Consider the following 14,712-nt stretch of genomic DNA (forward strand, 5'->3'; position numbering starts at 1 on the left):
TTATGCAGCAAGTCATTAAGGAAGAACACGTAGTGCGGCATGTAAAAAGTAGAAAATTTAGTATTGGCAGCGCCCTAATGTATGTTATCTTGACAGCCTGGGCTATGACAACGATATATCCGTTGTTTTGGATTGTAAATAACTCCTTTAAAGCATCGAGGGATGTTATGAATAATTCATTTAAGATCGCTTTTGATCCAATCTGGCTAAACTATCAGAATGCATTTGATCGTATTAACATTGGTAGAAGCTATATTAACAGTTTGATCATGTCAGGCAGTACCGTATTGTTGGTACTCCTGTTAGGCGGATTAACCGCGTATGTACTGTCTAGATTCTCATTCAGAGGGAAAAAGACGATTTTTTCAATTCTCTACGCAACATTGTTAATCCCTGCATTTGCTACGGTTGTTCCTGTCTATGAGATTTTGATTAAAACAAGTTTAGTTAACACGTATTCGGGATTGATCTTGCCTCAGACCGCAGGTAACTTAACTTTTGCCATTCTCGTTATCGCAGGTTATATGGCAACCATTCCGAAAGAACTTGAAGAAGCTGCTTTCATAGATGGATGCAATAGATGGCAAATGTTTATTAAGCTGTTTGTTCCAATTACAAGACCGGCATTTGCTTCAGTAAGTATTTTTGTATTCTTGTGGTCTTATAACGATTTGTTCTCTGCTTTGATCTTCGTAAATAAAGAGAATGTTCGTCCAATCGTTGCTTTATTGAATGAGATCAGTTCACAATATGGCACGGATTTTGGGTTGATGGCTACAGCAGTTGCTCTTACCGTAATTCCAGTATTAATCGTTTACTTATTTATCTCGAAGTTTATCGAGAAAGGTTTGACTGAAGGAGCTGTAAAAGGCTAATCAGGAAGTCACTATTTCATTCAAATAAGCCCAGGTAGGAAGCGTGATGCGCTTTCTTCCGGGGCTTATTTCTATGGTTGAATGTAAAAACCGCTTGAATAAGTGATTATTTCATCATATGAAAAATTCACAATAATAAAACAAAAAATATACACGAACTTAGTTAATTCGAAAAAATCCACCAACCTTATCAACCTATCTACTAAAACAATGTATTAATAGGAGACAACAAAAACAAAAAAAGAAAACACGTTAAAAACATTCCATTTTTATACGTTTTGACAGTAGCTTAAGAGAATGAGAAAATATGTTTTTAAATGAACAAACAATGATGGAGGCATAATGATGAGTCAACGTTTTCGAATAACACGATCCATGCAAGAGAATAGTGAACAGCAAACCATTTCTTTGGATGAATGTACACAATATTTTGCATCCAAACCAGACTTCATGTACTCTCCGATTTTTACTGTGAAAGGACCGGAGAGTACGATGTCAGTCGAGGGAGATTTCTTCATGTGGCAGCATGGCGAACTTGAGATTCCATTTCGTCTTTACATGGGAGATATATATGTAGCCCTGACAAACGAAGCAGTTGTGCCCAAAATGATTGAAATCGCAACAGACTTACATGCAGATGTAGTTGAAGGTTAGCTACCCGTGATTTAAGGTTGGGATTGATGGAAGGGGAGGGGAGGAAGTAACCGCTCCCCGCCAAGCATCCAGCTGCCTTTGCACTTCAGTTCTTACCTCATCAATACCCGCGTGTTTTAGCTCTGCGTTAAACTTAGGTAGGATGGAGTCAATATCAACAGAACCTGTCATAAGACTTGGATAGTATTTTTTCCAGACCGTTTTAATAGCATCCATCTGGATACTTAATTTGGATAGATCCGGAGTGAATCCAAGTACCGAGGAATTGATTACTTCATCATTGTATCTGATAAACTGATCCCACTTATCAATAGGTTCCGGGTTATCACCACCCATGGTTTTTAGAATAAACCAGTTGCCTTGGGTATATTGAACTCCTGCATAGCTTGCTGGAGCATCTGGAATCGGATTGCCTTCACTATCTTTTCTAGGAATAGGAACGACTTGTCCAAGTTCACTTAGGTTGTAATGTATACCTTCAATACCATAATTGAATAGGTTGCGTATTTCGGGGTCGGTATTGAGTAGGTTTAGAAACTTCATGCTTTCTACAGGATGTTTAGTATTTGCATTCACGGCCATGATGCCTCCTCGAACCGACTCTGTTGTAACAACAGTAGGGGTTACGGGATTGGATACAACCTTATAACCACGATCTTTACTCCATGTCGTATCTGAGAGCGGGCCGCCACCTGAAGATTTCCAGAATACTTTAGCACCACGTTTAAGCCCACCAGGTTCCCGAAGCGCTGCATCCTTATTAATAAAGCCTTGTTTATAATAACTCCGTAACGTGTCTAATACTTTTCTTGCTTCCTCTGTTTCAAAAATATTTACAATCCCAGCATTCGGGTCTAATGACTTCACCATCAAGGGAACTTTGTTGTTCACAATATATTCGTAGCCATACAGTGCGAAGAAATTGTGTGAATCCTGATCCAATTCCATAGGTATGTATGAAGGCTCTTTCTGTTGAATCATCTGAAGTAATGGTTCAAGCGATTCCAGAGTATTGTACTTCTTGATATCAACATTGTACTTATCCACGATCGAAGCAGGGTACATCCAGTGATCACGGACAGCAAGCTCTTTATTGGTAGGTACTCCATAAATACCTCCATCCTTCATGCGAACCCCTTGCCAAAAGGTTGGATTAACACTTTCATACATATCCTTACCTAGACTCATTAGGTAATCATCCAGTTTCAGCCATGCCCCTTGCATAGCTGTGGTTGAATAATTCGTTGCAAAAGCAATATCAAAAGAACTTCCGGCAGATATAAGCGTGTTCAGCCGATCCTCATACTCTTGCCAGCCTACCTTAATATAAGTTACTGTCACGCCGATTTTACGCGCCATGATTTCATTGATCTTCGCATTTACAAGCTGGAGGTCTTTGTCTGGTTCTCCAATGGTGTAATAAATTAGATTGACAGGTTCATCGGTAAGCCTTTCTATGTCATTCTTGCTAGGTTCCTGGGTACAGCCGGTCATATACAAAGAGAGTCCCCCTAATAGACCAATGACCATCATAATAATAAATCGATGTCTAGAGCACTTTAGCATCGGATATACTCCTTTCTGCCGATTCGTTAATAAGCTTTCACCGCAGATCAGAAGGGGATTTTCCGAAAAAGCTTTGAAAGTGTGTATAGAAATAATTGAGATTGTTGTATCCAATAGAAAATGCGATATAAGATATCTTCTCATCTGTTGATTGAACTCTTTCTTTCGCGAGCAGCATTCGGTAAGCCATTAGATATTCCGAGAACTTTATCCCTGTTTCTTTAAGAAATATTTGACCGAGGTAGGTGCTGTTCATTTGAAAACGCTCTGCCACTGATTTCAAAGTGATATTCTGAGCGTACTCTGTTTTGATCATTAAGAGAATACGATTAACGAGCTTCGACAGACGATCATAGTTAATCTCGAGTACCGGATCCATATTGTTGCGCTCATTGCTATGATTGCCTATCGTACCACCCAGATCTTCAACAATAATCTTCTCAATGACTTGCTGCAGCTTAGTGCGTTCAATGGGCTTAAGCAGATAATCTTTGACACCGCAGCGAATAGCTTCTTGGGCATACTTGAATTCACTATAGCCGCTCATGATAATATATTTCGTGGGGACGTGTAGTTCGTTAAGTTTTCGTATCGCCTCATATCCGAGATTCTTACCAACACAGACATCAAATATAGCGATATCCGGCATCATATCGACAACCTTAGATATGGCTGATTCAGTTGATTCACAGGTTTCAATCCGTCCGAATCCATACTGTTCCCAGTCCAGAATTCGCTTCATGCCCTCCAAAATCTGAGGTTCATCATCCATAATTAGCAGTCTGTACATGTTCAATCACCTCTTTAGAAATCCTGACAGAAATCTTCACTCCAGCTTCTTTGTTATTCTCAATTCTCATAGAAAAGCAGTTGCCATAGAAGAAGTGGAGTCTCGTATTTACATTTCGTAATCCAATACTCTTCGATGAATGATCTTCATTGTTGGACAGTGTATTCCGAATTGCATTTAAACGCTCTGTCTGAATACCGCGCCCATTATCAACAAATTCTAATACATAGTGATCTTCAGCTTCAAAGCCGTTAACAATATAGAGGTTAAACTCATGACTAGCGATAAATCCATGAAGGAAGAAATTCTCGGCCAAAGGTTGCATCCAGAATTTAACGGTAGGAATCGAGAGTAATGCGGGTTCTACATTGACTTGATAATAGAAGCGCTCGGGATACTTAAACTCCATGATCTCTAAATACTTCTGAAGCAATTCCAACTCGCTTTCAATTGGAATAATGTTCTCCTTTTTTACAATTTCTCGATAGAGGGACCCAAGTGTTGCAATAGCGTCAGCTGTGTCTCGATCTTGATTCACGAGTGCTGTGGAGCGAATAACCTCTAAAGTGTTGTATAGAAAGTGAGGGTTGATTTGATGTTGAAGCGCTTTCATTTCGGTTTCCTGCTGTTTTATTTTAAATAAATATTCATTACGAATATGTTTATCTAACTGCTGAATCATATCATCTAATTCGCGTGCAATCATTCCGTATTCATTGCGACGATAACGAGCAGGGCGATTAGGTGTGAAATTAGCTGTTTTTACGCGTCCTATCGATTGAATGATTCGGTGAAGGAAGCGAGCGTCATCGCGCATATTATACACAATAAGTAGGAGAACACTAACTACCGTTGTTAATACAATAAGCAGGATTGTACGTATCATCCCTACATGCTGCTGAATCAATAGAGATATATCAACAATATTTACGAATTTGAAATTGAATTTGCTAGATGAAAAGGTGACAAAAAAAATGTGTTTCAAAGGACCTTTTGAAATAAAACCATGACTGCGTCCATTGGCCGCCACTTGAAGAGAGAGTTCCTTTAAATCAGGGTCCTGATTATTCCCTATTAGATAGATCTCGCCAGAGGGACTAACTGCTGCAATCTTGCCTAACTGATAGTTATGTATCGATTTGAAGATTTTTTCACTGTTGACTAAGAAACGTAGCTCTCCGAATTCCTGAGAATGAAGAGGTCCATCTGTTAGTTTTTTGCGATAAACGAACCCTTTTATAAGCGTATCGTGAAATATTACATCTGTATTCGGTACCCCGAACATGAAACTTTCACTTCCGGTATCATTGAAAGATATGACATTACCGTATTGAGGAGTATGTAAACTGATCTGCGTAATCTCACCTTGCGCCCAGCTGTACAGGTAAGTCTTAACGTCCTCAGGAAAAGAGACAAGGGGTTGAGAGAAATGACTGTTGTGAAGTCTGTTCGTTAAATACCCCTCGGCACTTTGACTTAAGAAGCTTCGAGCATCATCCATGAGACCACGATTGGAGTATATACGCTGCATGTAAGCTTCTATTCGATCTGCATCGTACTGAAGCCCATTTTCAACACCGGCGAATGCTTTAGCAGTCTCAATCCGGGCATCACTAAACCATTGATTCAGAAGCATTATAAAGGTCAGAATCCCAAGTGTGAGTCCAATGGTCAGGACGAAGATGACATAAGCAATAAACTTTTGGCGATAAATTTTAATTTGTAAAAATGAGCTCATACGACACCTCAATTGCTGTAGGTCATCTGAAAGCTAGCGATATTTCACCATCACTTTAACATGATTACTATACAGTTTCATAGATCATAAGAAAAAAAGCATCCCTTATAGAGTGTATCTCGATAAGGGATGCGCAAGAATCAAATTTTACTTGAAGTAATTATTAATTTGTTCTTGTGCAGCGTTCATAATCGTATCCATACCTGCGGACTTTAATTCAGCTGTAATTTTTGGAACCATTTTTTCTGGATCAGAAGCACCTGTAATTAACTCATATTTGTATTTATCCCAAACCGCTTGGCAATTGGCCACCTCTGTTTGAAGATCTGTAATATCGAGTGCGAATCCTAGTGCTGTGGATGATGTAGCTACATCATTCAGCTTTTTAACTTGTTCCCATTGGTCTTCTGGAGCCCCTTTATTGACCGCTAAGTTGAAGAAAGTACCTTGTGTATAAGCAGCCAGTGGCCAAGTATCCGAAGTACGTTCAATCACTTTTTCACCATCAACATTTTGGTAGTCTACGCCTAACTCGCCGAATGCCAGCATATTACGCAATTTTGGATCGGTATTCACGAGTTCAAGATACTTCAGTGCTTCTTTCTTATATTTAGAGTTCGCCGAAATTGCGTTAAGAGAACCTTGGATGGTACTTGTTGTGTATATAGGTCCATAGTTTTGAACCATATCATACTTTTGAACAGCATCGTTAATTTGCCAGCTTATTTCTGCACCAGGAAATGCCTGAGCTGCAAAGAACGGTCTACCTTTGTCATTCTCCGTCTTAGTCGGAGCATCTGGGTTGATGAGTCCGTCTTGGTACCACTGATGAAGAAGTTTGAGATTATTCATGATATCGGGCTGTTCAAGGACGGAGACGACCGTGCGTGATGTATCATCTGCTTTTACGCCGATAGGAGCGAAACCAAGTGTCAAATCGTCATAAGCATTAAAGAAACCGTTTAAGCCTTCACCTTGTGTCATTGGCAATGGATAGAAGCTTTTGCCTTCAGCTTTCATAGCACGTAGCGGCTTATCAAGATCCTGAAGAGTTTTGATACTATTGATATCAATGTTGTACTTCTGCACATATTTATCATCGAATACCCAGTACTGCGTTAGAGCTGAATCTTTATAAGTAGGAACGGAATAATACTTCCCGCCAATCTTTGTACCTTCCCATACTTTTTCAGGTATCAATTTATATAAATCAGGCGTTTCACTTTGAACCAAGTCGGTAATATCAGCAAGAGCACCCATGGCGACCTGCTTGCTGTATTTTCCACTGTTGGTGAACATGATGTCAAATGGTTCTCCTGTATTCACAATCGTGTTGATTTTGGTATCCCATTCACCCCAACTGGCTACTTTAATATCAATTTTTACACCAATCTTCTCAGCTGTGTAGGCATTCATGGCTTCAATTGCTTTGTCAAAGTTGTTAGGGACTTGGCCGCCAATGGTCCACCAGACTAGAGTTGGGATGTCCTTATTATCGGTTGTGTTTTCCTTGGGTGTGTCTGGTGTTGTGCCTCCATCTGTTGTAGGTGCTTTCGAACCACCACAGGCTGCTAGAGCAGTCAACATGAATGTCATTACGCACAGGATGGAGATGAACTTTAAAGATCTCTTCATTGCAATTTCCCCCTTTAGGAAGTTGTTTCACCGTCTTAGACGAACAGTGATCTATCATAAACCAAGTGAGCTTGGTTTATTTCGTCATTAGCCTTTTACTGCGCCAACCGTTAGACCCGAAATGAAATATTTCTGGAAGAATGGGTAAGCGAAAGCTACAGGAAGAACAATGAGAATGGCCACTGCCATCCTTGCTGATTCTTTTGGCATGGTAGCAACGAGTACGGCGTAGCTTACCCCCATGCTTGCGGCATTTTTGGCGAGTGCATCAACATTACTCATTAAGCTGTTAAGCAGGGCTTGCAGAGAATATAGGTTCTGGTTATCGATGTATAACATCGATTGAAACCAGTCATTCCAATAGGCAAAACATAGGAACAGACCAATGGTTGCAATCACAGGCAGCGAGATCGGAAGGATGATCGAGAAGAAGATGCGTAACTGGCTTGCGCCATCTATCTCTGCTGACTCAATTAATCCATCAGGAATCGTAGTTTTGAAAAAGGTTTTGCAGATAATCACGTTAAAAGAGGAGACAGCCAGCGGGAGAATGAGTGCCCAGACGCTGTCTTTTAATCCTAATAGATTCGAGTTGATAAAATAGCTAGATACCAGACCACCATTGAACACCATAGGGATGAATACTACCCAGGTTAGAAAGCCCTTCAATTTGTAGGTCGGTCGAGAAATGACATAGCCCATTGAGGTAGTAAGCAATACACCTAGAACTGTGCCGACCAAAGTAACAAGGACAGATACACCTAGCGCACGTAGAATCATCGAGCCTTGGTTAACAATATAAGCGTAAGCTTCCCCTGAAAAAGCAACGGGCAACAGATGGTATCCTGTCTCGCGAATGGAATTCTCACTCGATAGTGAAATCGATAGTACAACAATGACAGGTATGACACATAGCAGCGCCAAAATAATAAAAATGAGGTTGAACATGATGTTTACGATTTTGTTTGTACGATTAAATCTCTCAAGCCCCGAATCATAAGCGGTTCTCGTTGCCATATCCTAACCTCCTTACATCATCGCGCTATCTGGATCAATTCGGCGAACAATCCAGTTAGCGATTAATATCGTTGCGCAGCCTAGAACTGATTGTATAAATGCAGCAGCAGATGCCATTCCGACTGTAGCGCTCTTTAATTGCTTGTAAACCATGACATCAATCGTGGTAGATACGTTGAAGAGAGAGTTCGAATCTCTTGTGACCTGATAGAATAACCCAAAATCGGTATAGAATATCCGCCCAACGGCTAGTATGAACATCATGACAATCACGAGTTTAAGCATAGGTAATGTAATAAATCTCGTCTGCTGCCATATAGAGGCTCCATCGATCACAGCCGCTTCATAGTAAGTGCTGTCAAGGCTTGTGATGGTTGCCAGGTAAATGACCATGCCATAACCTAATCCCTTCCATATGTTCAGGAGAATTAAGAAGTAAGGCCAGTATTCGGGCGCCATATACCAGTTGATCGGATCGCTGCCCAGACTGACAAGTGTCTGATTAACAATCCCTTTATCAAAGCTTAGAAATGCCCAACCTACAGCGGATACAACAACCCAAGATAAGAAGTAGGGGAGAAACATCATGGTTTGATAGACTTTACTAGCTTTACGGCTATGTAGTAGTCCGATCATGATTGCGAAAAGAACAGGTAATACAATTCCCGTGATGATAAAGATAATGTTGTATCCTATGGTATTTCGAATAATGATCCACGCGTCATTCGACTTGAACAAAAACTCAAAATTTTTAAAGCCGACCCAAGGACTGTTGAATACATTACTGAGGAAACCGCCGCTAATTCTAAAATTTTTGAAGGCAATAATGATTCCGAACATAGGCAAGAAACAGAACAATATGTACCATATCGTTGTCGGCAACGCCAAGAGCGTCAATTCTGTATCATGCTTGTGCCAACGTATTCGTAAGCGCTTTCGTTTTTCTTTTGGCTTGGATATTGAGCCCATGTCTGTAACTCCTTTCGGTGTTTAATGGCTTTATCGTGTTATGCTCATTGTATAGGAGAAGGATCGGATAACTCTAGATAACAAACTTGATACTATAGTCAACAAACGTTAGGTTCGTATAATATTGTTTATAGCCAACAAAACACGTAGATTCCTAAATATGTTGTACTACGTGTTTTGCTGGCAGTCCTCATTAATCTTTTATAGAATTATCATTTATCAAGCAGGGGGAATACTTTGAGGATTGTTAAATACATTGTTGGGATCATATTTAGCTTTTACTTTTCGCAATCTAGAAAAGTTAGATCCATAATAGACGGGTCCGGAATTTTTAATTCCTTGATCTGGTACATTAATATAGGAACCAACGATGAATGGCTGCAGTTTTCGGCGTGTGTTGCGAGTTAAAGTTATATTTTTAGCGGCATCGGAAGGCTTGATCCATGAGCTGTTCCATTCCACGTAAAATTTCACTTTACGCCAGTAAAATGCTGTGGCTTTTGGTGATACACGACTTACGGCTCCACCCCAGTTCAGGAAGAAGAATCCTGCAGTAGAATTGGCTTCTGCCTTTTCTAAAAATTCTCGCATCGACTTAATTGCCTTATTAGGGAAAGGACACTTTGCGAAGCCGGATGAGAACTGATTGCTGTACCTTTGAGTAAGCACCGGATCAGGAGCTAACAAAAAGTTAACAACTTGTGGGTAAGGTAGTAACCGAATTGTTTTCTCTGTTGGCGTTCCGATACTTGTGATTGGGCTTAATAGTCGAATAGCTTCTTCTGTTGAACCGAGGAATAGGCCTTCCATGGTGACATTTCCACCCTTTTTCGGTCCAATATTTAATTCACTTCCAAGCCTAGTGTCGACGGAAGGAGCCCAGCGTTGCCATGCTTTTAATACTTGTTCGAATTGATCCCATGGCCAAGTAACCTTATATACGGTTGCTTTTGCTGGAGCACGACGAACTTTAAATTTGTATCTTGTGCAGATACCAAAGTTACCGCCTCCACCACCACGGGATGCCCACAGAAGATCAGCGTTTTGTTTATGATTGGCTATGATCACTTTTCCATTAGCATCAACCATTTCAAGTTCAATGAGGTTATCACTTATTAGGCCGATCGTCCGCTGTAGCGGTCCGATTCCTCCGCCGAGTGTGATCCCACCTATTCCCACTGTAGGACTGTCACCAAAGGGGGCAATGAATCCTTGGGCAGCAAGGGATTTGGCTATTCTTCCTACTCGATTGCCGGTCTCAACAATAACGGTTCCATTTTTCTTATCAAGTTTAATTTTCTTCATATCACTTACATCGACTACAATACCACCATTAACCTGTGAAAGATTGGTTTCAAGTGCATGTCTTCCACTTCTAGCCCGGATGGGGATACGATTCTCACGGGCCCATTTAATGGCGTTCGCGACATCTTGAGTTCTTTGTGCAAAAACAAACACTTTTGGAAATCTGTCAGTATGGGGATCCCAATTCTTTCGTGCTGCTTCATAACCTGGATCACCGCGGAAAATAACCTTTCCCGTTAGTTTTGTTTGTGACTTCAATAACAACATCTCCTAATCTGTAATGTTATTGCACCGGAGTTCAAGAATCACGGCACCGTACATCATATGGAGAACTACATACCAGGGTATAGGCCACTAGTGTATGACCTTAAGCATTTATGTGATATAAGGTATAATGAAAGCCCTTATTAATGGATTCAATCACAGAACCACTCCTGTCTGAAAAATCGAGGACGGTGGTTCTTTTGTTATGTGATCTACTGTGTAAAAATTAATTGTGGGAGGACGATGAAAGTGTTTAATGACTTCAAGGTCATGGATGAACTTCCAGTATCTATTCAAGTGAAGGAATACGTAAAACGATTGATTATAAAAGGTGCTCTACAAGCCCATCAAAAACTCCCTTCCACGCGTGAACTTAGCAAGCTACTTCATATGAGCCGTAACACCATTATTTCCGCCTATGAAGGATTGGAGGATGATGGTTTTGCCTACACCATATCTGGTAAAGGTAGCTATGTCGCAGAAACTTTAAGCCATGTACCAACTTCGACATGGGAGCTGAATTGGAGTAATCGTATAAACGACCGTGCAAAACAGGCGTTGGAGTTAGATCGAATGGAGCGTGGTGTACGTGCAGAGAAAGGTAAAATTTCCTTCACCAGCATTGCACCTGATGAGAAATTATTCGACCTTGATAATATGAAACGGGCATTCCAAGATCGGATGTCTTTAGAGGGAAATGTATTACTTAACTATGGGTACGCCAAGGGTTATAAGCCACTAATTGAATACTTGCTCCGGTATATGGCACATAAAGGTGTCGATTTGAAAGACAAAGATATTCTGATAACGAATGGGTTCACTGAGGGATTTGATATCGTCTTGTCCGCTTTAAGCAAGAAGAATGGCTCCGTTATTTGTGAGAATCCAACGCATAATACCGCCATTAAGAATCTGAAGCTGCATGGGTTCGATATTACGGGGATATCTATGGAGCCGGACGGCATCAATCTGCAGGAGCTGGAACAGGCACTATCTGAAAAATCTTTCGATTGCGGATATTTCGTTCCTTCTTATCACAATCCGACAGGCATTGTGATGTCGCCGCAGAAAAGACAGTTATTCATGAAACTGATGCAAAAGTATCAAGTGCCGATCATCGAAGATGGATTTAATGAAGAGCTACGTTATTCCGGCTCACATGTGGCACCCTTAATGGCAACCGCGGGACAGGGCAATAGTGTTATTTATTTAGGAAGCTTTTCCAAAGTCTTATTTCCCGGTCTTAGAGTAGGGTGGATCTTAGCAGATAAAGAATTGATTCATTATCTGGAAAGTATCAAGCGTGCTCGCAGCATTCATACATCTACTGTGGATCAGTCGATCCTGTTTCAATATTTGTATAATGGAAATTTCGAGAAGTATCTGAAGAAAGCTAGAGCGGAATATAAACGAAAATATGAATGGACGAAGCAGTGTTGTGAAGAATTCATTCCATATGAGCGTCTATCTGGCGATGGGGGGCTACACCTTTTTGTCACCTTTGAAAAAGATTTCGATACGAGAGAATTGCTTGCAGCGTGCTCAAGTAAGGGAGTTGTTTTTACGCCAGGAGATATGTTCTTCACGAAGGATCATGAAGGAAGAAATACAATGCGGTTAGGTTTCTCAAGAGTTGCAGACGAAGAGATTATTAAGGGAATTCGGATTATTGGCGAGACAGCTAAACAACTTATGGGATAGAGGTGCGGACATGAAGGTTGGCGTCATTATGGGTGGTACTTCATCGGAGCGTGAGGTATCGCTTAGAACGGGTGAAGTTATGCTTGCTCACTTGGATAGAGATTTATATGATATAACACCTATTGTTATAGAGAAGCGGGATGAATTGATTCATAAAGTGAAAGGAATTGATATTGCATTACTTGCTCTTCATGGATCTTTTGGGGAGGATGGCACGATACAAGGTACGCTAGAGACGCTAGGTATTCCCTACACAGGAAGCGGAGTTTTATCGAGCAGCGTATGTATGAATAAGGATATGTCGAAGAAACTGCTTCGCGCAGAAGGAATTCAGACACCGGATTGGCTCTGCTGGAACGGTATGGAGGAATATGATCCGAAAGCTGTCTTAAAGCTCGGTTATCCGGTTATTGTTAAGCCTAATTCTGGCGGATCAAGTATCGGGACAGAGCTTGTAACAAGTGAGCAAATGTTGTTGTCTGCAGTTACGGAAGCTTTTCGCTGGGATGAGTCAGTTATGATCGAGAGATACATTAAGGGAGAAGAAATTACATGCTCTATTCTTGATGGGGAACTGCTGCCTATTATCGGCATTCGATCTGCGCATTCAGAATGGTTCAATTATGAGGCTAAATATGAGGATGGCGGAGCGGAAGAACAGGTCATCACATTGCCAGCCGAGGTCAATGTACGTGTACGCACAGCAGCGATAGCGTGTTATAAGCTATTGAAATGCAGCGTGTATGGTCGTGTGGACATGATATTGAGAGATGGTATCCCTTACGTTCTGGAAGTAAACACATTGCCTGGTATGACGACGAACAGCCTTCTTCCCAAAAGTGCGAAAGCAGCAGGAATCACTTTCAGTCAATTGTTGAATCGAATAATAACATGCTCATGGGAAGAACAAACAAGCAAACGAGGAGAAATGAGTTATGTCGAATGAGTTCATTACACCGCGAGTATTGGAAATACCCCCTTCCGGGATTCGTACCTTCTTCGAACTAGCTAACGGAAATAATGATGTGATATCACTCGGAGTCGGTGAGCCTGATTTTGTAACACCGGAAAAAGTTCGAGCTGCTTGCATTCGTGCTCTGAACGAGGGGAGAACAACGTATACACCTAACGCTGGCCTCTTAGAGTTGAGAGAAGAAATCGCTTCGTATCTGGATCATGCTTTTCATCTAAACTACGATCCATCGAGTGAGATTCTCGTAACCGTTGGAACTAGCGAAGCTGTTGATCTGGCTCTTCGAACTTTCATTGAACCCGGTGATGAGGTCATTGTTCCTACGCCAACCTACATTGCTTATGCACCGATTGCTCACCTGTATGGCGGGAGTGTGGTGGAGGTTGATACATCTGCAGAGCAGAATTTCAAGCTCACTGCACAAGCGCTAGCGAAGAAAATAACACCAAGATCAAAGGTGCTTATGCTGAACTATCCGAATAATCCTACAGGTGCGGTAATGACCGAGCAGGACTGGCAGCCGATTGCAAAGCTTGTTATAGAGCATAATCTAGTTGTCATCTCAGATGAAGTTTATGCAGAGCTTACTTATGATCAGCAGCATGTTAGTATAGCTTCACTTCCAGGCATGAAGGAACGGACAATTGTTATTAACGGTTTTTCTAAAGCATTTGCGATGACGGGTTGGAGAATTGGTTACGCTTGTGGTAATCGAGAACTGATCGCAGGGATGCTAAAGATCCACCAATATACGGTAATGTGTGCACCTATTATGGGCCAAATTGCAGCGATTGAGTCACTCCGTAGCGGCATTGAGATGAAGGACGAGATGAAGGCTGCTTACGACGAACGTCGAAAGATGTTCGTTAAAGGACTAAGAGATATCGGTCTCGTCTGCCATGAGCCGCAGGGTGCGTTTTATGCTTTTCCTTCTATAGCACACACAGGGCTTACTTCCGACCAGTTTGCCATGAGACTTCTTAACGAAGCTGGTGTTGCCGCCGTTCCAGGATCTGTGTTCGGTTCAGGTGGAGAAGGATATATTCGATGCACATATGCAACTTCAACAGAGAAGTTGTTAGAGGCACTTGATCGAATGGAGGGCTTTATAAATAAACTTAATAAAGCGGAGAAATATGCGATTTAATCGCTTGAAATGCACCTCAATTGTGAGATACAAAATTGCAATTGAAGGTGCTGTTTTGTTGTATTTTCATGTGTACAA

12 protein-coding genes are annotated in these 14,712 nt (G+C 41.2%); 5 read left to right on the forward strand and 7 right to left on the reverse strand.

The genetic code is table 11. The features are described 5' to 3' along the window. The first annotated feature begins 2 nt into the window (after positions 1-2). Complete coding sequence (locus tag ACK8P5_RS11540) at positions 3-875, forward strand: carbohydrate ABC transporter permease (RefSeq protein ID WP_422661069.1); 873 nt, start codon at positions 3-5, stop codon at positions 873-875. Positions 876-1,220: 345 nt separating this feature from the next. After that, positions 1,221-1,529 carry a hypothetical protein gene (locus ACK8P5_RS11545; RefSeq protein WP_422661070.1) on the forward strand — a complete coding sequence of 103 codons (309 nt, stop codon included), beginning with the start codon at positions 1,221-1,223 and terminating at the stop codon, positions 1,527-1,529. Here the strand turns inward: ACK8P5_RS11545 and ACK8P5_RS11550 are convergent, their stop codons facing one another. The 7 genes from ACK8P5_RS11550 to ACK8P5_RS11580 form a co-directional block, all read right to left on the reverse strand. Beyond that, complete coding sequence (locus tag ACK8P5_RS11550) at positions 1,530-3,095, reverse strand: ABC transporter substrate-binding protein (RefSeq protein ID WP_422661071.1); 1,566 nt, start codon at positions 3,093-3,095, stop codon at positions 1,530-1,532. Positions 3,096-3,132: 37 nt separating this feature from the next. Next, positions 3,133-3,885 carry a response regulator transcription factor gene (locus tag ACK8P5_RS11555; RefSeq protein WP_422661072.1) on the reverse strand — a complete coding sequence of 251 codons (753 nt, stop codon included), beginning with the start codon at positions 3,883-3,885 and terminating at the stop codon, positions 3,133-3,135. Continuing rightward, a complete protein-coding gene (locus tag ACK8P5_RS11560; RefSeq protein WP_422661073.1) occupies positions 3,860-5,623 on the reverse strand; it encodes a sensor histidine kinase in 1,764 nt (587 codons plus the stop codon). Before ACK8P5_RS11560 ends, ACK8P5_RS11555 begins: the two co-directional genes overlap by 26 nt. A 147-nt stretch (positions 5,624-5,770) precedes the next feature. Then, a complete protein-coding gene (locus ACK8P5_RS11565; protein ID WP_422661074.1) occupies positions 5,771-7,258 on the reverse strand; it encodes an ABC transporter substrate-binding protein in 1,488 nt (495 codons plus the stop codon). A gap of 87 nt (positions 7,259-7,345) precedes the next feature. After that, positions 7,346-8,275: a carbohydrate ABC transporter permease gene (locus ACK8P5_RS11570; RefSeq protein ID WP_422661075.1), complete on the reverse strand. Its 930-nt coding sequence runs from the start codon at positions 8,273-8,275 to the stop codon at positions 7,346-7,348. Between the two features lie 12 nt (positions 8,276-8,287). Next, positions 8,288-9,244, reverse strand: coding sequence for an ABC transporter permease (locus ACK8P5_RS11575; RefSeq protein ID WP_422661076.1), 957 nt, complete (start codon positions 9,242-9,244; stop codon positions 8,288-8,290). Between the two features lie 219 nt (positions 9,245-9,463). Beyond that, positions 9,464-10,816: an FAD-binding oxidoreductase gene (locus ACK8P5_RS11580; protein ID WP_422661077.1), complete on the reverse strand. Its 1,353-nt coding sequence runs from the start codon at positions 10,814-10,816 to the stop codon at positions 9,464-9,466. A 246-nt stretch (positions 10,817-11,062) separates the two neighbouring features. Here ACK8P5_RS11580 and ACK8P5_RS11585 point away from each other — a divergent pair, with 246 nt between their 5' ends. From ACK8P5_RS11585 to gntC, 3 genes are read left to right on the forward strand one after another with little or no spacing between them, the layout of a single operon-like run. Further along, on the forward strand, positions 11,063-12,514 hold the full coding sequence (locus ACK8P5_RS11585) for a PLP-dependent aminotransferase family protein (protein WP_422661453.1): 1,452 nt from the start codon (positions 11,063-11,065) through the stop codon (positions 12,512-12,514). A 10-nt stretch (positions 12,515-12,524) separates the two neighbouring features. Further along, positions 12,525-13,460: a D-alanine--D-alanine ligase gene (locus ACK8P5_RS11590; protein ID WP_422661454.1), complete on the forward strand. Its 936-nt coding sequence runs from the start codon at positions 12,525-12,527 to the stop codon at positions 13,458-13,460. Then, on the forward strand, positions 13,450-14,634 hold the full coding sequence (gene gntC / locus ACK8P5_RS11595; protein ID WP_422661078.1) for a guanitoxin biosynthesis PLP-dependent (S)-gamma-hydroxy-L-arginine cyclodehydratase GntC: 1,185 nt from the start codon (positions 13,450-13,452) through the stop codon (positions 14,632-14,634). Before ACK8P5_RS11590 ends, gntC begins: the two co-directional genes overlap by 11 nt. The last annotated feature ends 78 nt before the right edge of the window (positions 14,635-14,712 follow it).

Origin of the sequence: Paenibacillus sp. EC2-1, from assembly GCF_049311625.1 — a bacterium.
Lineage (GTDB): Bacteria > Bacillota > Bacilli > Paenibacillales > Paenibacillaceae > Paenibacillus_AQ.